Genomic DNA, 21,318 nt, shown 5'->3' on the forward strand with positions numbered 1-21,318 from the left:
GGCCTTAGCTTTTGGGCTGTTCGCTTGTCTGGTTGTGTGATTCCAGCTTCCGTTGCAAGTTTTGAATAAACACAAGGTTTGCTTCTGTGAGCAAGTTTAATTGTGGGCTCATTATGGCACATAACCTGTCTATGCGTTCAATAAGCGGTGTACGAGTCTGCTCGGCCTGTTCGAGATAGGATTTAAGGAAATCCTCGTTATAGAATGTTTCCTCCGTATTCGCATACAGCGAGATTGTTTCTTCTATAATGGCCTGAACCTCAGGACTGTCAGCAGATTTCTTTTTCTCCACCGCTTGCGTCAATTGGACATAGAATAGATCCAGCTTCTTGATCCAGGTATCTGCATCATAACGGGGCTGAAGTTCTTTGACAGAAGAGGCAAAGCCCGTATTTTTCACATCGTTAATAAACTGGGGATCATTGATGATTTCTTGCAGCTCATTCCAGGCGGCTATTTGTTTTGGTGTAGTTTTTTCTTGTTGAACAATGCATTTATTGAAGAAATACAGCATGGGATCCTGCCATTCCAAGGGAACTTCGTCAAAGAGTTCAGTAGCGGCTACCTTTTCGGCAATAAACTGTTTTCGTTTTTCAACATTTGAGGCTTTGGCTTGAACAAGATCGTACAGATAACGCATGGAATCCCCTTGCTGCTGCTTCGCTTGCTGTAAAATAGAGATCATATGAGTAAGCGCATTAACCTGGATGGAGAGGGATTCCATCTGCCAATCGAGTGCTTTATCGACAGATAAGGACCCTGATAGGAGCTGGCTGATCTCTTCAATGCCAAAATCCAGATAGCGCAGCGTTGCTGTAAGTTCTAGACGCCATATATCTTCCATTGTATATAAGCGATGCTTACCCTCAGTATGGCTAGTGGACTTCACTAATCCAATTTCATCGTAGTAGCGAATGGTTCTGATTTTAGATCCAATCATCTTGGCCACTTCCCCAATCGTAAAGGTCTGCGCCGGAAGGTTTGAATCCATGCCTTCTTGATCTTGCAGTTCGGTCTCGGTGTGCGAATACAAATGATTTCCCCCCTAATGATATCACTCTCTATCACTATCAACTATAGGTTTAGTAATCATTATACTGCTCAGAGCACTCATCTTCTACTTGGGGGAGTATTCCAGATTAATATATGCCAAATGGGATGTTAGTTTAATTTTTTTGTAAGGAGTATTTCCAATGGTTGTGTATCAAGGATTAAGCATCCTGCATCTTTGTAGCCTAGTTTTCTATAAAAATGTTGGGCTTCCTCATCAGCCTGAGTGGATGTCATAATCAGATTGTAGTCCTTTTGTTTCATTTCTTCTTCCCAGAAAAGCCGATATTATTTTCATCCTGATTTCGCAGAATGTATATCTCTTTTTCCTTTATTTTTGATAGTATTAAGCTCTCAGAAATATGCTGGTCACGGTTTCGGATGTATTCATAGTCTGAGTCATTTGCATAGACGATCCTCAACTTTATTCCTCCTATATACGATACTAAAATCTAATGATATTCTAACAAAACCCAATTAACACAAACAATAAAGAACGTTTTTAATTAAACTCTACTGTCCGTTAACTTAATACCTTCGACAGTCTAGTGCTTTATTTTTCGATCTTAAAGAATCGCCCAATCGTCCTCTGTTTACATAGAATACATTAGAGATATCAATCTTGAGGAGCTGATATTTTGGTCCGTATTCTAGATAAAGCTGCTGTCCAGCCGCGTAACAAATTCAACTTAGCAAATTCATTTATAATCCGACGCTCACCAGCAAAAAGCCGCATTGCAACAATCAATATTCGGATCCCAAGAAATGCTCAACCTAATCGGGTAGATTTGGTAACAACCGTGGGTGTGCGTGGTGTCACTGGCATTGCGCAAATTCTCTTTAGAATCTTCCGTGATGGAAAAGAGATATTCAACACACTACAAGGTATTGAATCTGTTGGTTCTGAACAAAATTATGCAGTTACGTTCCAAGCAGAAGATCGGAATGTAAAAGCGGGAACGCATGTTTACACAGTCACAGCAGAAAACCGTACTGCCAATACAAGGGCTGATGTTGTCGGTCCTATATCGTTTAGTGGATTAGCCGTAAAAACGAGAACCTAAAAACCACTTACATTAATAACATCTCTAGTTGTCTCATTTTCGTTGCCGGGGAACTGTACTTCATGCTTATATGAAAAGAGGTTGCATGAAAAGCCACTTCATGATGAAGTGGCTTTTTTAAAAGACCGATGGGTACTATCCTTGTTTTTTTCTACCAAACAAACGTCTATCAATAAATGAGGCGATAATTATAGCTAGCATACTCAGTAAAGCAGGTAGACCAAAGGCTTCAATGGAAAAAGGTTTACCTTCCAGCTTCAAGTGGTCTGTAGCACGATATTCAAGACGTTTTGCGGCAAATTTGGCAGTTTGGATATCCTCCTGTTTGGCTAAATCCTCAAACGCAGGGTCCATTGCAAAGCGCTCGGACATATCACGGTGCAGGAACAATAGCTCCGCATTATGGTCACTGTTATTCCATTGCTTGATGTCGTCAGCTGCTCTCGTCTCAGCATCGTGACCAACGACAATCATTTTACTGAGCTTAGGTGCATTCGGTGTTTGATAACGCGCGACTAGGTTCAGACCATGTTTCGTTACGATGGGTTCATTTTTATTGGATACCGTTAGTGTTCTTGTCGTACCGGAAGCACCATATGTATCAAATGCAGCAGATAAATCCAGTTCATCTGCGCCATTGTACAGGAGTACGCCTACGTTGGCTTTTTTCCATTGAAAAGCATTATTTAATACGTATGTGATATCGCTAAGTCCGGCATTAAAGGGTTTCATATTTGGATCTAATACATACTTATAAGAAGGATAGTTCATATTATCTGCTACTTTTTTTGCAGCTGCATCGCCCAACTGCTGGGAGATGACATATAACGTAGCATCAATTCCTGATGTCAGACCCGCGGAAGATACGATATTTCCTTGCGGAACATAACGTTGATCCTTCACCCACTGAATGTCTGGATATTTTTTAATAAGTCGATTAATGTCTCCCCAATGTGTAGCAGCTGATTTACCCTTCAACAAACCAGTATCGGCCAAGTTCTCTGCCCCGTTACAAATAGAGAGTAAAATCGTTTGCTTATTCGCATGCTTTTGAATCCATTCTCGAACAGGAGCATGCTTCTTATCGTCTAAAATCGGCATGAATGGAATGACAATAATATCTGGACTTTTACTTAACAGCTGATCCATCTCGTCGAATGAATAGTGAGGTATAACATCGAGTCCCCCAGTAAGAGATTTGATTTTACGGTCAGGTGCAACCCCATATACATTGTAAGACTCTGTCATCGCAAACATTTCGTAAGGAACGAGGAAATCGAACACCTCTGTCACTTCGTTCGCTAGTAGTACAGCCACTGTTGGTTTTTTAGCGTCATATTGTGGTATTTGGACATTCGTTAATGAGGGCGGGGTTTTATCGTAAACTGACATACCGGAATTCATTGTATTGATAAATCCGACGGCTCCTGTTCCTCCCACGATTAATATAAAGACGATTAGATAGATGGTGATGCGTAATACGGTTTTCATTTGTTGATTCTCCTTCGCTGTATGAATATATAGATTGAACCTAGGAGTATACATGGGGAAGTTTGGCATTGCGGAAAATGTTTGGACTTTCGGCCGCTGTTGTCTCCAGATTTCTTGGGATTGTACCGCTATTTGCGGATGAAATCCGGAGAGCTTAAGCTACCGAAGCGAGCTTTCCTTCGGAAAGCTTTTAGGCCGTCGCTAGCGCTCCTTCAGTTCCAAACTTTTCCTCCATTCGCTCTCCTTATGTTGAATTTTTTAATTCAATCTATCTAGCTAGTAAAATATAACAAGCGGGGCGGGATTTATCATCAGTCTCGGGAGTGTAACGGAGCTGGACCTAAAGAGGGGAAGGGGCTAGCCTTAAGTCTGTGCTGTTTCTTTCACAAGACTATTTCGGGCATTGTGATCCTTTTATTGTGAAAAATCTCGTAGGATTACCTCAAGAATAACTCCTTGCGGTGATTGCTAGAGATGATATAATACAGTCACCATAAATTATGGAAGTGAGGTATCTTGTTGAGAAAAACTGTAAGTATATTACTTGGAATAGCCTGTCTTATCTTTATAGTCCTTACTGTCATGTCAGCCAGCCGCCTATTCTCGCTTGACCAAAAGCTTGTTCAATCCTCGAATCAAGTGCAAGAAAGTGACAAGCAGGCGCAATACCGGCTGGTTCTGATCACGCGGGATCTGGACACACCATTCTGGAACCAGGTGAGCTATGGAGCCAAGAAGGAAGCAAAGAAGGATGGGGCGAATGTTGAAGTGTGGGGGAGCTATGGAGAGGATCAGGATAATTTCCTTAAAGGGATTGAAATTGCGATTGAATCACGGGTCGACGGAATTATTGTTCAAGGTCTGGATAGCGATGAATTCAAGAACTTGACCAAGATCAAAGCAGCTTTCTATGGCATTCCGATTATTACAGTTGCCAATGATGTCCCTATGAGCGAAAGTCTTCGTAAGACATATGTTGGCTCTGATCAGTATTTAGCTGGAGAGATGATTGCTAAGCAGCTGGTTGCTGATATAGATAGTCAGGGGATCGTTGTAGTCATAGGGGACAGCCGTAACGAATACTATCAGCAGCAACGGTTACGGGGCATACAGGATGTTCTTCGCGGGTATCCAAAGATTGTGTCGGAATATGTGTCAACGGGAGCTGCAAGAGAACAGGTGATAGCGTCTATACGCGAAACGATGAATATGCAGCCTGGTGTAAACGCGTTTATCTCAGTGAATGCTAATATTACGGGTTCAATGATTCAAGAGATCAGCAGAAGGTCCCGAATTGAGCCCTATGCGATCTATTCGTTCGATGATAGTCCAGATGCGATGGTCTTACTCAAGGAGGGTAAGCTTGACGGAATACTCAAGCAATCTCCGGAGGAGATGGGGAAGATAAGCGTGGAAATGATGATGAAATGGCTAAAGGGTGAAGTCGTTCCCTTGAATACGGCGGGATATCTAACGGATATAGAAATCCTGAAGGAAGTAGGCACCCCATGATTAGTATCCAGCGTAAAATATGGACACTTGTTGCCGTTATCATTTTTTTTATGGCTGCGATCTGGATTGCTCTAACCTATTACAATCAGAAGACGCAAGACCAATATAATCATATTCTGCAGCGGTATTTAAGAATGAATGAGGTGACAACAGCGAGTCAGAAGACAATTGCTGCGCTTTATAATTTCCTGAAAGACCCTTCGCCAAGCAATCGCCAGCAACTGCATTGGAGTGAGGAGCAGCTCCGGAGTGCCAAGGATAGTATAAGCATTTTGAAAAACAATGAGAACGCTTTCACTTTAATGAATTATATAAATTTAATTGACAGTTTGTTGGAGACTGCAGATAGGTCGGTGCTATTTCAGACTGAGAAGGAGACAGAGGACTCCAGTAACGCATTTTCAGAGGCGACGCGTATCTCGAACTATATATCTGAGATGACGTTGTCCCTGCTTAACTCGGAGCTTAAAACCTATGACCGTTTCTATCGCGGCATTATTGAACAATCTACAGAGCTGAAGAAGCTTGGTATATGGCTGTTGCTATCCATCACGTTCTTCCTCCTGTTATTCACTTATTGGTTCTCGCTAGGCATTACCCGGCCGGTTCTTAAGCTGACACAGGCGGCGAAGGAGCTGTCCAGAGGGCGCTTTGATCTGAAAGTAGAAGTATCCTCAAGGGATGAAATTGCTTTTCTAGCAAGAATGTTCGAGCAAATGAGAGTTAACATTAACAATTTGTTTCAGGAAATCAAGGACAAAGCACAGTTAGAGAAGGAATTGCAGCAGAGCAAGCTGCTGCTCCAAGAGAGTCAGTTACGTAGCCTGCAAAGCCAGATTAATCCGCATTTCTTGTTCAATATGCTGGATACCATATCCAAGAAGGCATATCTGGAAGGCTCTGAGGAGATTAGCGATCTGCTTGTCAGCATAGCTGGGCTACTTCGTTATAACTTGAAGCGACTGGACCGTTCAGTGACACTTTATGAAGAAGTTAAAGTATTCAAGCAATACATGGAAATTCAGTCCGCTCGATTTACGGATCGACTTAGGCTGATTGTTGACATAGAGGAAGATTGTCTACATATTCAAATCCCGGCACTTACCTTACAGCCGATTGTTGAAAATGCGGTTATTCATGCTATTGAGCCTAGTGAAGACGGTGGCATCATTAACTTTGTCATTCGTGATGAGGGAGAACGCGTAAAGATTGTTATTAGTGATGATGGTCCTGGAATGGCTGAGCATAAAATAAAACAGATATTAGAAGAAGAACCTTCGCCTGAGAATGAGGGACATTCCACGGGGATTGGGTTCAGTAACGTTGTACGCAGGCTGAGATTATTTTACGGCCTGGAAAATGTTATTGATATAGACAGCCGGTTAAATGAAGGAACCAAGGTGATATTGCGCATACCGAAGACAAGGGGGATCGGCGGACATGGTTAAGCTTATGATTGTAGATGATGAGCAGGTGGTACGTGAAGGCTTGGTAGCGATATTGGGTAAAGGGTTTCCAGAGCTTGATCTGGAGATCTGGCAAGCAAAAAACGGTAAGATGGCAGTTGAGATGGCTCGACTGCACCAGCCGGAGTTGATACTGATGGACATCAAAATGCCGGGAATGGATGGTCTTGAAGCGACAGAAGAGATAAGCAAAGAGCATCCTGCCATCAAATTCATTATGGTAACTGCTTATGACACCTTTGATTATGCAAGAAAGGCAATTCGCCTTGGAGTGAAGGATTATTTGCTTAAGCCTAGTAAGGCGAGCGAGATTATAGCGGCTGTAGGAGCGGTATTGGCACAGATTGAAGAGGAACAACTGCTTCACTCCGTTAGTCAGCGTGAACGAGAAGCATTACAGAAGGTATTGCCTGTTGTAGAAACGGATATCGTTACCCAATTGTTATTCGATCATGTCCATGAGGTTCATTCCAATGAGTTAATGGCGCTGCTCGGAGTGACGACAGCGGATGCTATGTTTACTTTGAATGTGCTGTTGCCCCCTGCGTCAGAGGGATTGTACCCGTTAGTGAAGAGCAAGATCAGAAGCATGGGCAGCGGCTGGGTAGGCGCCTTGTTTGGCCGCCAAATTGCTGTCATTGTATTCCGTGAACAAGGGAAGACATATCGAAGCCAGGCAACAGCTACAGTTCAAGAATTGTTAGGCTTGGCTGGACGTGCGAAACCTCAAGCAGGCTGGTTTGTTGGCATTGGCGGAGAATGCCGGTCACTGGACCATATTCGCCAATCCTACCAGGAGGCCATGCTGGCTTCAATGGACCTGACGCTTCCTGGCAGGTATCGTTTCTATGAAGATATGCCAACACTCGGCGTTGTCCCTGATGGAAACTCAGCTATGCAGTGGGAACGTAAAATCGCTGAACGCATTCGGCTGGGCGAATGGGAGCAAATCCAGGAGATCATGCTGGAGATGATTCGTCGTTATGAGAGTGAAGGTGCAAGTCTGCTGCAAACTCAGCAGCGAATGCTGGAGCTGGTATGGGTAGCTGCCAGGGGGATGATGGAGATGGGAATTGAATTTGAGAGACCGTTATATTCATTCCAAGCCCAGGACTATCGCCAGCTACGAAGTGAAGCCAAAGCTCTGCTTAAGGGCATGGAGCGGACTTGTGCAGGACACTTAGAGCATATGAATCCTGATGCTGTTCAACAGCTAAGACAGTTTATTGTTGAACATTCACATGAGGACATTACTCTGGAGAGTATGGGGCAGATGGTAGGACTAAGTCCATTTTACATTAGTAAGATGTTCAAGGAGCAACTCGGGATTAATTATATTGATTTTTTAACGGAATGCAGAATTGAGCATGCCAAGCGAATGATGAGTGATCCCGCCAAAAGTCTGAAAGAGATTACCTTTGAGATAGGCTACCATGATCCCAATTACTTCAGTAAAGTGTTCAAGAAAATGAGTGGTAAGTCTCCAACTGAATATCGCAAGCAACTGCTAGGAGGTAGAGGTTGAGATTCAGGAGCATGTCCTGAGCAGAAGCAGCGAATAATCGAAGGGGGCAGTGTAGATGAAAGTGAATTGGAGATGGGGAAGTGCAATATGTGGTGTACTGTTGGTGCTGCTGCTGATTTCGTATTTCCCTGCCCCAAGCAATCCAGAAGATCCCAGGGATGAGTCTGATATAGTAGAGACCTCCAAGCCAAGAGAGCACAAAATCAAGGTGGGTTTTGCAATGGATACATTGATCGAGGAACGGTGGTTAAAGGATCGGGATTTATTCTGTTCAGCTGTTGAAGCTTTAGGGGCTGAGGTAGTGGTCATGGCGGCGAGCGGCGATGATGCCTTGCAGATCGCGCAGGTGGAGACAATGATTAGCGAAGGCGTAGATGTGCTCGTTATTGTGCCACATAATGCCGAAGCTATGGCAACGATTGTGAAAAAGGCGCATGCAGCTGAAATTAAGGTACTGTCTTACGACCGGCTGGTGAAGAATTCCGACCTTGATTTGTATGTGTCGTTTGATAACGAACAAGTTGGGCGTTTACAGGCCTTAGCCATGACAAGATGGGTTCCCAAAGGCAAATATGTCTACATCGGCGGGGCTGATACCGATAACAATGCACTTATGTTCAAAAAAGGGGTGTTTGAGGTGCTGCAGCCATACATTGATAATGGGGATATTGTTGTGGTCTATGATCAATGGACCAAGGATTGGAGACCTGCGAATGCGCTGGAGAATATGCGGCAGGCACTGAAGGCCAATCATAACGATATTGATGCTGTAATTGCAGCTAACGATGCTACCGCCGGTGCAGTCGTCAAAGCACTCGCCTCTCAAGGGCTGGCAGGAAAAGTTCCGGTTGTAGGGATGGATGCGGATCTTGCAGCCGCCCAGCGAATCGTAGCAGGAACACAAGCGATGACCGTCTACAAACCGATTAAGCAACTGGCTATCGAGGCGGCTGTGCTTGCCGTGCGGTTGGCACAGGGAGTAAAGGTGGAAGCCAATAGTAAAGTGAATAACGGCAAAATTGAGGTGCCTTCCGTCCTGTTATCTCCGATCGTGGTTGATTATACGAATCTGAAGGAGACTCTCATTAAGGACGGATTTCACCGGCAGGAAGACGTATACGGTGTAACTCACGAGAAGGACGAGCCTAGCATAAAAAAGTGAAGATGTTTACAAAAAAATGCTAATGATAAGCGCTTTCAAGCCCCGGAAGAGATGATATAGTTGCTCTTGTTAGAACAACAGATCATATCGAAAGGGGCTTATTAAATGAAGAGAAGGTTCAAAGTAATTTCCCTGTTATTGATCATTACAGTATTTGGGGCCATGCTGTCAGCTTGTAATAACGGTAGCGGCAGTGGTAGTGGCAGTGGCAGTGGTAAGAAGGTAGATGTGGGGATCGTACTCCCGACAAAGGATGAACCAAGATGGGTGCAAGATGAGCAACGCTTCAAGGATGCGTTGTCGAGTACGAAATATTCTACAGATATTTTATTCAGCCAGGGCTCATCTGCTAAAGAGAAAGAGAATGTGCAGACTTTAATTAACAAGGGCATCAAAGTATTGATTATTTGCCCTCAAGATGGAGATGCGGCAGCATCAGCTGTAGAAGAGGCTAAGAAAGAAGGCATTACTGTAATCGCTTATGACCGTCTGATTACGAAGACAGAAGCCGTTGATTACTATGTAACTTTCGACAGTAAGGCCGTAGGAGCGGCGCAAGCACAATATTTGGTGGATCACGCCAAAGGTAATGGTCAGCCGCTCTACCTTTATGCAGGTGCTGCATCTGACAACAATGCCTTCCTATTCTTCGAAGGTGCTTGGACAGTGCTGCAACCTAAAATTGCTGACGGAACGTTTAAAATTGCTAATTCCAGTGAAGCTGTAGCTCTGCAAGGGTCTAAGGAGCTATCCCGTGACCAGCTTGGCAAAATCATTGGTCAGGTAACAACGAACTGGGATGCGAATGAAGCCAAGAACAAAGCACAGACTCACCTGACTTCTGCTACAGCTGATCTTAAGGGAGATGTCTCGATTCTAGCTCCTAATGATGGTACGGCTCGTTCTATCGCCGATGTATTCGCTGCAGATTCTGCGATTACTAGCTTTGTTGTTACCGGGCAAGATGCTGAGAAGGCTTCCATTCAATACGTCATTGATGGTAAACAATCCATGACCGTATTCAAGGATGTACGTACACTCGTTAAGGATGCCATCAATACAGCAGTTAGCGTTCTGGATGGTCATACGCCAGAGACAACCGGTGAATACGATAACGGGACAAAAAATGTTAAGGCGAAACAAACGGATGTTATTAGTGTGGATAAGGGCAATGTGAAGAAGGAAATCATTGATTCCGGTTATTACAAAGCAGATGAATTCACAGGATTATAAGATTTCCTAGCCATTATACCGCAATAGGAACGAATAGTGATAGCGGCGTCCTAGCTCTATCACTATTCGCTATCGAAGTTGTTCAGTAAGGAGAGCAGAGCTATGAGCGATTACATTCTGGAAATGGATAATATTTCGAAAGAGTTTACCGGGGTCAAGGCACTGACCGATGTGAATTTCAAGGTTGGCAAAGGAGAGATTCATTGTCTGATCGGTGAGAATGGTGCCGGGAAATCGACGCTAATGAAGGTGCTTAGCGGGGTCTATCCTTATGGAACGTATAAGGGTGACATCATCTTTGAAGGCCAGGTACAGAGCTTCGCCAAAATCAGCGACAGCGTCAAGGCCGGGATCGCGATCATCTATCAAGAGCTGGCGTTATTCCCGGATTTGTCGGTGTACGAGAATATATTTGCCGGCAACGAAATTGCTAGACGTTCGGTAGTGAATTGGAACCAGACCATTATTCAAGCGAAGGCTTTGCTAGGTAAGGTGAAGCTGAATGTGAATCCGGAGACTCTGATTAAGGATTTGGGGGTTGGCAAGCAGCAGCTTGTGGAGATCGCCAAGGCACTTAGCAAAAATGTGAAATTGTTAATTCTTGATGAACCAACCGCCGCGCTGAACGAGAATGATAGCGAGAATCTGTTGGATTTGCTGCGGGAACTGAAGAACCAGGGCATTACTTGCATTATGATCTCGCACAAGCTGAAGGAAGTCATCTCGATTGCAGATAAAGTCACTGTGCTGCGGGACGGGAGAACAATATGCACTTTAGATGCTGCGCAAGGTGAGATTTCGGAGAACGTCATCATTAAACATATGGTCGGCCGGGAAATAGAGGATATTTATCCGAAAAGGGAGCAGAAGCGTTTTGGTGATAAGCTTCTGGAGATCCGAGACTGGAGTGCTTATGACAGCAAGCTGGGAAGAGCTGTTGCTGCTGATGTTAATCTCCACGTAAGAAAAGGTGAGATCGTAGGCATTGCGGGTCTCATGGGGTCAGGGCGAACCGAGCTGGCCTTGAGCATTTTTGGGAATCCGAAGCATTATAGGCTGAGCGGTGAGCTGCTCGTAGACGGAGAAGCACAGGTATTCCGCCATACAAGTGATGCGATCGCCAAGGGCATCGCTTACGTTACGGAGGATCGAAAGGGAGATGGGCTGTTCCTGATTCAGGATATCAAGAGCAATTTGACAGCTGCAAATCACGGAGGAATCTCCAGTAAGGGCGTTATTAATGATAATGAAGAGGTGAAGATAGGGAATCATTACAAGACATCATTGAATATCAAAGCGCCAACGATCGAACAACTGGTAGGTAATCTGAGCGGGGGGAATCAGCAGAAGGTGTCACTGGGCAAATGGATGTTCGTTGGTCCTAAGCTGTTGATTCTGGATGAACCTACTCGGGGTATTGATGTCGGTGCGAAATTTGAAATCTATACCCTTATGAATCGGCTTATTGATGAAGGGATGAGTATTATTATGATCTCGTCCGAATTGGGCGAGGTACTCGGCATGAGCGATCGTATTTATGTGATGGCTGAGGGACGGATTAAGGGTGAACTGCCTGTAGAAGAGGCAAATCAGGAAAAAATCATGCAGTTTGCTACGCAATAGGAGGAGCGCACCATGGATTTTTTGAAGGAAGCTAGATCATTGTTGAAGGTAAATATTCGTGAATATGGGATGTACATTGCACTGCTAGTTATTATTCTCATCTTCTCAGTCATGACCGACGGTTTGTTCATTTCATCCCGTAACCTTAGTAATTTGCTTGATGCTACCGGATATACGGCGGTGCTTGCGGTAGGCATGACATTGGTGATTGTAATTCGGCATATTGACTTATCGGTCGGATTCGCAGCAGGTTTCATGGGAGCGATCTGTGCGATTATGCTGACACAGTGGGGCGTTCCAGTCATTATAACTGTCCCCGTCATTCTGATTCTGGGGATCGTTATTGGAATGTTCAACGGGGTGCTCGTTGCTTCAATCGGAATCCCATCCTTTGTGGCCTCATTAGCAGGGATGTTGATTTTCCGGGGTGCTCTGCTACAGGTAACAGAGAAATCAGGTACAATCAGTATCAAGGATGAAACTTTTAATGCAATTGGAACAGGGTATATTCCTTCGATTGCCAAGGTTGGCGGGCTAACGATGCTCTCGTTACTACTAGGGATTGCAGTTATCCTATTGTACATTTATTTCGAGATTGTCAAGCGCAGGGATAAGCTGAAATACAACTTCGAGGTCGTATCAAAAGGCATATTCACGCTGAAGCTTGTATTCGTATCCGCTATTATTGCTTACATTACCTGGATTATATCTGGTTATAATGGATTCTCCTGGACGGTCGTTATTATGCTGCTTGTCGTTGTGATCTATCAATTCTTGACTACCAAAACGGTTTTGGGAAGGCATATTTATGCAGTAGGCAGCAACCCGGAAGCTGCTCATTTGAGCGGTATTAGTGTGAAAAAGATTACGTACATCGTATTTGGATCGATGGGAATGCTGTCAGCACTATCTGGTATTATGTACACAGCACGACTGCAGTCGGCTACAACAACGGCAGGTACGTTGTTTGAGCTTGATGCGATTGCTGCTGCTTATGTCGGTGGTGTATCTGCAGCCGGCGGTGTTGGTAAAGTGACTGGTTCCATCATTGGTGCCATAGTCATGGTGTCGTTATCCAATGGTATGAACCTGATCGGGGTAGGCATTTCGTATCAATACATTATCCGTGGTGCAGTGTTAGCTTTAGCGGTAATCTTCGACGTTATGACTCGCAAGCAAAGAGCGTAATAGTTGTAAATGTCATGCGGCTAATCAAGAACCTTCAAGAGAATGAAACCTTGTCGTGATAAGGTGGATATCTTGAAGGTTTTTTACTTCTTAGCCTTTGCTTCTTCATAGAGAAGGCAACGAAGCGTCTTATCCGGGTAGCGCAACTCTGCAGTATAGCTGCTGCCGTCTTCGAGTAACATTTTGACGTCTACCATACCGCGACTATCATTTTTGTCGGTATCTACCAGGTAGGCCATAGTGATTTTTCGGGTCTCTCCTTGCTTGTCAGTTACTATTTTCGTAGCCTCGTGAATCCAGGTTGCGTCCTTTTGGATGGCCTTGGCAGCTTCAGCACTGATCGGGGTTCTTTTTAGAGTGAAATTTGCGGCTGTCGTATCCACTACCGTCCGTGTAGGGTAATCAACGATTACTGTATATTGCCAGAATTCCTTACCTTGTGCTCTTAAAGTGTCCGATTTATAAGGAGCAAACGTAATCATCCAAGATTTTTTATTTAATAATATGATATCATTTAAATTAGCATATACTTCCAATTTGGAGACATCAGCACCAAATAGCTTCCTTACACTTGTAGTGGCGAGGGCGACGGCATCAGCCTGACTCAAATCTTTGGAATCCAGCGGTGTTACAATGTTCCGTTTGGAGAGGGCATAGTTCATCCGGTAAATCCAGTCTGTAGACTCCAAGAGTTCCTCATCAGTCAATGGTCGATTCGGATAATGGATCTTGTTTTTGTCCAAGTCCCAATAATACTCCGATTGTCCCGGATTTAACGGAAGGGGCTGCTTCGGGCGGAGACCGTCATACAAATACTGGTCTTGCAATATCAGCCTCCGATTCGCTTCATCCTCGGTCATCTCTCTGTTGGAGGTAAGCTCGTTATCGGGCTTGTCCACAAAATTATAAATTTGCTGGAATTCTTCTTGGGTCATCAGCTGCTCCAACTCTTTGTTTACGTCGGTGACCGTAGTCTTTGGGTTTTCTGCCTCAACCTTTAAGACAGTCGTCTTGCTGCTGATCAAGGTCTGCTTGCCCGTGTCCTGCACGACAGGAATGCTCTTGGCAACGCTGGTATTCACAAATCCTGGGACAATCATTGCGCTGACCACTAACACGCTTCCAGAGAACAAGAGCACTGTGAGTGTAGTTGAAATCTTCTTGTTGTTCATTAACTTAACCTCCATAGGGATTGGATGATGAATCTACCTAACCTTAATCCAAAGATGTTATAGAGTAGGAGGGCAGTTGTTATGGAGTTGTAAAAAGATACGCACACAAGTCCCCTTGCCAAGATCAGAGTCTAAGGTTAACCTGGCCTGATGTGCTTCGGCAATTTGCCGGCATAAGGATAATCCTAGGCCAGCGCCGCCGTATTCGCGTGAACGCGCCTGATCTCCCCGGTAGAACGGTTCAAACACGCGTTTAGCCTGTTCTGCAGAGAGTCCGACACCCGTATCGCGGATTTCCAGCACGGCTTCTCCGCTCAGCTCATAGGCCAACATATAGATCTCGCTACCTCGCTTGGAGGCATGAATGGCATTTTCAATGAGATTGACTAAAAAAGAAGCCAGCAAATCTGCGTCTCCCCAAACAGTAGCGATCTTATGTTGAACAAGAAGTCGTATGTCTGCACTCGCTAATTTGGGGTGTTCCGTGTGTTGGACCGTTTGAAACAGTTTCGGAATGTCCACCTGCCGGAGTGTCAGCGGTTGACGCCGGAGGACAGACAAATCCAGCAGCTTAAAGGCCAGGTTCTTGAGACGGAGAGTTTCGCTAAGAATATAGTCGCCCGCAGTTTGCTGTTCTTCCTGTCCAATGTTGGCCGTGGTCAGAAACTCGGCGAATCCCTGCATGCTGGTCAACGGTGTACGCAATTCATGGGCCAAATTATCTACCATCCTCTGTTTCTCCTCAGCCATGTCCGAGAGTTCGGTGACCCGCTGCTCCACAGCCTCTGCCATCCGGTTGAAGTTCAGGGCCAATTCGCCAAATTCATCCTTACTGCGCAGCTGCACCCGTCTAGTATAGTCGCCTTCGGCGATCGTTTTGCTGGTCTCGGACAGGAGATTCAGCGGCTTACTTAGCTGTCGGATCAGCAGATAAAGTAATAGCAGCAGTACTGGACCCGCGATCCAGTTAATCATTACAAAAAAGCGGCTCAGCTCCTGTTGCTTGGTGAAGAGCTCGCTGATATCACGCTGATAGACAAGCTGCAAATGCTGATAAGGAGCAGGAAGCGGGGTGGAGAGCTGAATAGACCGAACGTCTAAGGCTTCAGGCTCGCTGCCGTTTCCCGAGCTTTGCGCTGTCAAGTTTCCATTCTGAGGAGGATATATCATCCCGTCGCTGTCCCAGAGCTGCAAATAGATTCCTTGCTTACGATAGTAATCACCATAGGATTGAGCGACACTTGTCAGTAGTATAGGGGTCAATGGGTTACCCCGCGCCTGAATAGAATTAAGGTTCTCATAAATATTGTTGGCGATTAACAATTGCTCACTAGAGGCTCTGTGCGTCTCACTATCCATATTGAGCTGCCAGCTTTTTTTCATCACCATAATCACACTTACATCCAGAGTGATAATGAAGAGGGGGAGTACCGACAGCAGAATTTTATGCCAGAATCTCATGATTAACTCTGTACTTCCAGGCGATAGCCTAGTTTGAAAATGGTTTTAATCCGTTCTTCCCAGCCCAGTTTTTTGCGTAGCTGGCGGATGTGGACATCAACGGTGCGAGTGTCGCCCTCAAAATCATAACCCCATGCTAATTCCAGCAGCTTTTCCCGCGATAATGCAATATTACGATTACGGATTAACACCTCAAGCAGTTCGAATTCCCTGACAGTCAAATCAACTGGCGTCTGATCCACCAAAACCTGACGTTCCAGGTAACGCACCTCAACGTTATCGCAAATGAAGCTGGAAGTACCTTTTTCACCCCTGCGCAGCACTACGTTGATTCTTGCCAGCAATTCAAGGATTTCAAAGGGTTTGATGATATAATCATCCGCGCCCAGTTCGAAGCCTTTGATCCGGTCGGCCAAAGAATTTTTGGCGGTGATTAGAATCACTGGGATCTGCAAAGGTGCAATCCGCTGCATAACCTCAAAACCATCCAGCTCTGGAAGCATAACATCCAGCAGAATCAAATCGATTTTCTCACGCTCCAGAATTTCAAAAACCTCTGGTCCACGGTAAGCCTTGCTATATGTATGTCCAACCAGCTTCAGATTCATTGTAATTAAATCACTGATTGCTCGTTCATCTTCTACTACTAATAGATTTGCCATTCCGTATTTCTCCTCCTGATTCCCTTACTGACGAAGTGCCGCTTCCGTTATACACTATATACAACTAGAGGAAGGATTGTCCAGAAATTTACTAGTTTCATCAGGCGCTGTTACCTATTAGAATAGAAAAGAATGTTAAAGAGAGAGGGGCACAAGTCTACGAATAATATAATCAGCGAGGTATGGCCCGAGTGGAATGGGGAACTGCGAAAGCAGCCCGGGGGCTGGAATAATACAACCTATGTAGTGGAGAAAGAAGGACAACGCGCAGTGCTGCGCATCTATGATACGCACAGGGATAGGCATAAAATCGAATTTGAGCATGACGTGCTGCAAAAGCTGGGAACCATGGATTTGCCGTTTAAAGTGCCTTCACCAATTCTTACCTCCGCAGGAGAGTCTTTGGTTCAGTTAGAAGAGTATGACGGCAAATTTTCCTGTTTATTTACATATATCGAAGGAGATTCGCCCTTAGAGGAGAATTCTGATTTTTATGAATCGTTTGGTGAAGCGGCTGGAACATTGTCCGTTGTATTGGCAGAAATTGATCCGGAACTGCCTACGGCGTACCTTCCGTATTATGAGCTGGGACAGTCCTATCCGCTATGTACAAGGGGAACAATTCGGGAATTTTACTTGAATCCACCCGAGTCCTTCATAGATCTTACCCAGGAACTAAAGTTTCTTAGTGACACGATTGAGAACATTGAGGACTCGCTGTGGGAATTAAAGAGACTTCCGCATCAGCTGGTACATGGGGATCTGAATGCTTCCAATTTGCTGGTGGAGACAGCCGATCCCGGGCAAGTAGCCGCGCTGCTTGATTTTGAATTTTGTACATATGACGTGCGGGCAATGGAAGCGGCAGTTATCCTGTCCGGATTGCTGGGGCATGCAGAAGAAAGAGCTGTGATCCGGGATTTTTGGCGGGGATATAGTCGTCAGGTCCATCTCTCTCATGATGAAATCCAGGCTATCCCACTGCTGATGCTGCTGAGAAAAATGGACATTTTCCTTCATTTTCTTACCCGCTATCTGGAAGGAACTGATGAAGCTGGTGTTCTGCGCGAACACGTAAAGAGGTTGGCGGTAGAGGTGCCGCAGCTGGCAAGCGACAGTGCAGAGCTTCTGGGGATTTTGATGGAGGATTTGCCAGAAGGAAGAGAGTGATGGGAAAGTTACGAGGGGGTTAATAAAAAAGTGAATCCACCGCCAGGGTGTGTGCCTCACAATTTGGTAGATTCACTTACTCTCTTTACGAGGAATGCCTTTATTAACATGTCAGCGGACCATTATTTTGCCCTCGCCAGCCAGCTTACGAAGCACCCCTGGAAGACGATCACGGTCGGACTCCGGAATGTCTAATTGGATACCGTAGTGAAAACTGCCGTCCTGTTCCTTATTCCACTTCATTGTGCCTTCTATGTATATAGGTTCTACTGTAAGATCTATCTCTATGCCAACGCGTACTAGATTATTTTCCAGACTTATATTAACGGGAAGCGATAGTTGACAACCGGAACGGCTGATGTCTAACAGAACAGCTCTTACTGGTTTTGGGGGGACTGGAATATCATTGATAGTAAGGATATGAAGATCAAACGTAAAAGGTTCTTTAAGGGTATAACGAAAAGGTTCAGTTCTACGATTAGTATTCATATTTTCCTCCATACTTTTCCAAGTGTATTCTAAGTTTATCGACATGAAGGCGTAATAAGTGAAGAGTTGGTATTAAAGGTTGACATCTGTTTACTTGCCGTGTAGCATATGAAAGGTCGTCATGATGATAATTGTCACATATTGTTCTCGTATAACTCCGCATTCAGGAAATGTCACAAGGGCGGAGGTTTCTACAGGAAGCCTATTCTTCCTAACTACGATGATAAGGAAAATGATTCAGTTCCCTTATCGCATAGTTAGGTTTATTTGCGTTATATCAACAGTTTGGAATAATGTGGAGGTTCGAAAGTATGAAAGATTTGAAGTATCTAATATCCGTCCTGGTGGGGGCTATGAGCTACGGAATATTATCAACAATTGTGGTATTGGCTTACGATAAGGGGTACCAATTGGGTGAAGTGGTCGGAACCCAGCTCTTGACGGGGTGTATACTTGCCTGGCTGTTGGCACTGTACACAAAGGTTAGAGAAAAGCGTATGCAAGGTAGACAAGGTGCAGAGAGTGGTAATTCAGCTGTAATTAGAAGTGGATTATCGTGGAAAAATAGAATAGTGCTTATGTTGGCTGGAGCGCCAACAGTCGTAACAGGCTTGATGTACTATCAATCCCTTCGTTACATCCCGGCTTCACTAGCGATCATTCTACTGTTTCAGTTCACTTGGATCAGCGTGCTGATTCAAGCGGTCAGCAAACGCAAATGGCCTGATAAGGTCACACTGCTAACCTTACTGTTGCTGTTCGGGGGAACGTTGCTGGCAGCGGGGATTATGAATCAGGGCGAAGCTCGTTTCCATGTCATGGGTGTTTCTTTGGGGCTTCTGTCCGCAGTAAGCTATTCCATGTTTATTATTTTCACGGGTAAAGCTGTTCCTGCCGTTCATCCGGCCTACCGAAGTGCATGGATGATTACCGGAGGAATGTTACTGTTGTTTATTTTATTTCCGCCATACTTCCTGTTTAACGGGTTGCTTTGGAGCCAGTTATTACTGTTTGGTTGCTTACTTGGTTTGTTCGGAGCGTTTATCCCACCTGTGTTATTTGCGATAGGTGTGCCTCATATCGGGGGCGGTATGGCGGGAATTCTTGGTGCTGCTGAGCTGCCGGTTGCCGTATTGCTGTCCTCATTCGTGCTTCATGAGCAAGTCAGCGGACTTCAGTGGGCCGGAGTTGTCCTGGTGCTACTGGGTGTCGTGCTTCCGGAGCTAAGCAAGTTACGCTGGAATAGTGTTGACGCAAAGAAATTATAATTCATTCTTTTTCACTAAAACGCGAAGCCCTCAGTACAACGTTGTAGATAATGGTAGCTAAAGGGCTGTGTTTGGAGATAATGGGAGTGTTAGATAATTGCTCATGTCTCAAAAAAACAGCAGTCACCGTAGCCGAGCGGCGTTTATTGAACCGCTAAATTTCCTTACCTAAGAGTTACAAGTATAAAAGTATACAAAAAGGAGCACTCTGGCGCGCTAAGCACCGGGTTGCTCCTTTTTCATTAGAAACTTCATTCGTTTGTTGAATCAGTTTGCTGGTTTTGTGTTGCAATAAATTCGCGAATAATTTGGCGGAAGTATTCGTGATTATCATAGCTATTGTACATGCGGAAGGCCAAGGTATGGGAATTCCCGAAAAATAACCGCTCAAACTGGGTTTGCCGACCGCCGAATGCTCCCGCTCCCAGTTCCCAAGCTAGCCGGAATAAGGCATTTCGATACCAGGCATCCGAGACATTACCCTTCAAATACTGATTGAGGTACGAACCGACACTTGAAATGAAGTCGGATTCGGAGGGGATCATGATGAGGCCGCTTGAACTGAGCTTTTGCACCATTTCGACCATCTCCGGATAAAACTCTGAAAAGTGAATAGTTGAGGCCAGAAGTGGACCTTTATCCGGAATAAGATATCCAAATTTGTCTGGGGAGGCCCCAATTTCAGAAGCGAGTCTTAACGCTTTGAATGTTTCTAAGAACGTTATTATTCTGGATGTAGACTGAAAGCTGTAGGACTCAAAGACAGAATTTTGTTCTTCCGCCAATGATTCTATTACACCGAGAAAAAATTCGGTTTTTGCAATATAGCGGGTGATAATTTGGTGAGCCATATGAGTATGAAAGTGACTCTCGTCGAACAATCGGGCACAGTACACTTCATCTCCGTAATAAAATACACGATCATGAGGAACAAGCACACGGTCAAATATAACAAGCGTATCCATTTCTTCATATCTTGAGCTTAACGGATGATCGTAGAGGGATGAAGCTGCGTAGCTTTCACGGCAAAAAAATGTCATCCCAGGCAGATCATTGGGTACTGCAAAGGCAAATGCGAAGGGATTATCATCATCCACAAGTGATGGTGAAGGGCTCGGGAATACTAGCATTTCGTCGCATGTAGCGCCTTGTGTGGCCATCATAAAAGCACCAGTTACAATGATTCCTTCTTCATTGATTTCTACGACTTTAGCGGCAATAGAATCCTCTGTAGAATCAATCTGCCCCGATATCTTGCTTGCTTGAGGCTGAATGAATGCATGGGATAATGTAATGTCTTGATCTCGGCAGTAGGCGTAATAATTCCTGAGGTTCTCAGCATATTTCGGATTTAGGTCTTCAAGGATATCGGCAGCTGTGTACAGAGACATGATGGCCGTGTTCATATAATCGGGGGAACGTCCTAAAAACCCGTGATGTCTGCTTGACCAGAGTTCAATCATTTTTCTCCGGCGCTCTAAATCTTCAGCAGTTTTGGGCGGCAGAAAAGATAGACCGACAGGTTCTCCTGTTTCTGGTGAAGGATAGGTCATCTGTGCCAAATATTGCTCATCGCACTGCATGTTGTACATTTCGGCTTGAGTTTGTATGAGACCTTGAAATGCAGGGTGCTTGGATAAAGGCCCCTCGATACGCACCCCTTTGTAACAGATATTGATATTTTGCCGGTCGATTCGCTCGATGTATTGATCACCCGTTTTAACAGGCACACGATTCACCTCTCTGGACAGCGTCTTGTACTATATAAAGCTGTGTTATTGC

The 21,318-nt window shown here is 44.8% G+C and carries 17 protein-coding genes, 1 pseudogene and 1 riboswitch; of the genes and pseudogenes, 10 read left to right on the forward strand and 8 right to left on the reverse strand.

What is annotated here, in order from left to right; all coding sequences use genetic code 11:
* Positions 1-4: 4 nt before the first annotated feature.
* Together AC3Y23_RS08030 and AC3Y23_RS08035 are read right to left on the reverse strand one after the other, a co-directional pair.
* A complete protein-coding gene (locus AC3Y23_RS08030) occupies positions 5-1,033 on the reverse strand; it encodes a MerR family transcriptional regulator (RefSeq protein WP_379197487.1) in 1,029 nt (342 codons plus the stop codon).
* Between the two features lie 128 nt (positions 1,034-1,161).
* Positions 1,162-1,472: pseudogene (locus AC3Y23_RS08035) on the reverse strand (N-acetyltransferase).
* Between the two features lie 216 nt (positions 1,473-1,688).
* On the opposite strand from AC3Y23_RS08035, the gene AC3Y23_RS08040 reads away from it, so the two are divergent.
* On the forward strand, positions 1,689-2,114 hold the full coding sequence (locus AC3Y23_RS08040) for an exosporium protein C (RefSeq protein WP_379197489.1): 426 nt from the start codon (positions 1,689-1,691) through the stop codon (positions 2,112-2,114).
* Between the two features lie 135 nt (positions 2,115-2,249).
* Here AC3Y23_RS08040 and AC3Y23_RS08045 read toward each other — a convergent pair whose 3' ends face one another.
* The gene (locus tag AC3Y23_RS08045; RefSeq protein WP_379197491.1) at positions 2,250-3,605 is read right to left on the reverse strand and encodes a DJ-1/PfpI family protein; all 1,356 of its coding nucleotides are present in this window, start codon (positions 3,603-3,605) and stop codon (positions 2,250-2,252) included.
* A 582-nt stretch (positions 3,606-4,187) separates the two neighbouring features.
* Here AC3Y23_RS08045 and AC3Y23_RS08050 point away from each other — a divergent pair.
* The 7 genes from AC3Y23_RS08050 to AC3Y23_RS08080 all read left to right on the forward strand — a co-directional run bounded on the left by AC3Y23_RS08050 (position 4,188) and on the right by AC3Y23_RS08080 (position 13,314).
* Complete coding sequence (locus AC3Y23_RS08050; protein ID WP_379197493.1) at positions 4,188-5,117, forward strand: sugar ABC transporter substrate-binding protein; 930 nt, start codon at positions 4,188-4,190, stop codon at positions 5,115-5,117.
* Positions 5,114-6,565, forward strand: coding sequence for a sensor histidine kinase (locus AC3Y23_RS08055; protein ID WP_379197495.1), 1,452 nt, complete (start codon positions 5,114-5,116; stop codon positions 6,563-6,565). The genes AC3Y23_RS08050 and AC3Y23_RS08055 overlap by 4 nt, the downstream gene beginning before the upstream one ends.
* Positions 6,558-8,108: a response regulator gene (locus AC3Y23_RS08060; RefSeq protein ID WP_379197497.1), complete on the forward strand. Its 1,551-nt coding sequence runs from the start codon at positions 6,558-6,560 to the stop codon at positions 8,106-8,108. The genes AC3Y23_RS08055 and AC3Y23_RS08060 overlap by 8 nt, the downstream gene beginning before the upstream one ends.
* Positions 8,109-8,163: 55 nt before the next feature.
* Positions 8,164-9,270: a D-xylose ABC transporter substrate-binding protein gene (xylF, locus tag AC3Y23_RS08065; protein WP_483874842.1), complete on the forward strand. Its 1,107-nt coding sequence runs from the start codon at positions 8,164-8,166 to the stop codon at positions 9,268-9,270.
* Positions 9,271-9,375: 105 nt separating this feature from the next.
* Positions 9,376-10,503 carry a sugar ABC transporter substrate-binding protein gene (locus AC3Y23_RS08070; protein ID WP_379197499.1) on the forward strand — a complete coding sequence of 376 codons (1,128 nt, stop codon included), beginning with the start codon at positions 9,376-9,378 and terminating at the stop codon, positions 10,501-10,503.
* A gap of 102 nt (positions 10,504-10,605) precedes the next feature.
* Positions 10,606-12,126, forward strand: coding sequence for an ATP-binding cassette domain-containing protein (locus AC3Y23_RS08075; RefSeq protein WP_379197501.1), 1,521 nt, complete (start codon positions 10,606-10,608; stop codon positions 12,124-12,126).
* A gap of 12 nt (positions 12,127-12,138) precedes the next feature.
* Positions 12,139-13,314, forward strand: a complete 1,176-nt coding sequence (locus AC3Y23_RS08080; protein WP_379197503.1) for a sugar ABC transporter permease — start codon at positions 12,139-12,141, stop codon at positions 13,312-13,314.
* A gap of 83 nt (positions 13,315-13,397) precedes the next feature.
* On the opposite strand, the gene AC3Y23_RS08085 is transcribed toward AC3Y23_RS08080, so the two are convergent.
* Genes AC3Y23_RS08085 through AC3Y23_RS08095 form a run of 3 tightly spaced genes read right to left on the reverse strand, consistent with a single transcriptional unit; the run spans position 13,398 to position 16,609 of the window.
* Positions 13,398-14,486, reverse strand: a complete 1,089-nt coding sequence (locus tag AC3Y23_RS08085) for a hypothetical protein (RefSeq protein WP_379197505.1) — start codon at positions 14,484-14,486, stop codon at positions 13,398-13,400.
* Between the two features lie 57 nt (positions 14,487-14,543).
* Positions 14,544-15,947 (reverse strand): sensor histidine kinase, encoded by a 1,404-nt coding sequence (locus AC3Y23_RS08090; RefSeq protein WP_379197507.1) that lies wholly within the window; start codon positions 15,945-15,947, stop codon positions 14,544-14,546.
* Positions 15,948-15,949: 2 nt separating this feature from the next.
* Positions 15,950-16,609 carry a response regulator transcription factor gene (locus AC3Y23_RS08095; RefSeq protein ID WP_379197509.1) on the reverse strand — a complete coding sequence of 220 codons (660 nt, stop codon included), beginning with the start codon at positions 16,607-16,609 and terminating at the stop codon, positions 15,950-15,952.
* A gap of 132 nt (positions 16,610-16,741) precedes the next feature.
* On the opposite strand from AC3Y23_RS08095, the gene AC3Y23_RS08100 reads away from it, so the two are divergent.
* On the forward strand, positions 16,742-17,779 hold the full coding sequence (locus tag AC3Y23_RS08100) for a phosphotransferase enzyme family protein (protein WP_379197511.1): 1,038 nt from the start codon (positions 16,742-16,744) through the stop codon (positions 17,777-17,779).
* Positions 17,780-17,890: 111 nt separating this feature from the next.
* Here AC3Y23_RS08100 and AC3Y23_RS08105 read toward each other — a convergent pair whose 3' ends face one another.
* Positions 17,891-18,313 (reverse strand): PilZ domain-containing protein, encoded by a 423-nt coding sequence (locus AC3Y23_RS08105; protein WP_379197513.1) that lies wholly within the window; start codon positions 18,311-18,313, stop codon positions 17,891-17,893.
* A gap of 82 nt (positions 18,314-18,395) precedes the next feature.
* A riboswitch (purine riboswitch) is annotated at positions 18,396-18,506 on the forward strand.
* A 73-nt stretch (positions 18,507-18,579) separates the two neighbouring features.
* Here AC3Y23_RS08105 and AC3Y23_RS08110 point away from each other — a divergent pair.
* Positions 18,580-19,536, forward strand: a complete 957-nt coding sequence (locus AC3Y23_RS08110) for an EamA family transporter (protein WP_379197515.1) — start codon at positions 18,580-18,582, stop codon at positions 19,534-19,536.
* A gap of 251 nt (positions 19,537-19,787) precedes the next feature.
* Here the strand turns inward: AC3Y23_RS08110 and AC3Y23_RS08115 are convergent, their stop codons facing one another.
* Positions 19,788-21,266: a 4-hydroxyphenylacetate 3-hydroxylase family protein gene (locus AC3Y23_RS08115; protein WP_379197517.1), complete on the reverse strand. Its 1,479-nt coding sequence runs from the start codon at positions 21,264-21,266 to the stop codon at positions 19,788-19,790.
* Positions 21,267-21,318: the final 52 nt, after the last annotated feature.

The organism is Paenibacillus sp. MAHUQ-45 (assembly GCF_058133325.1).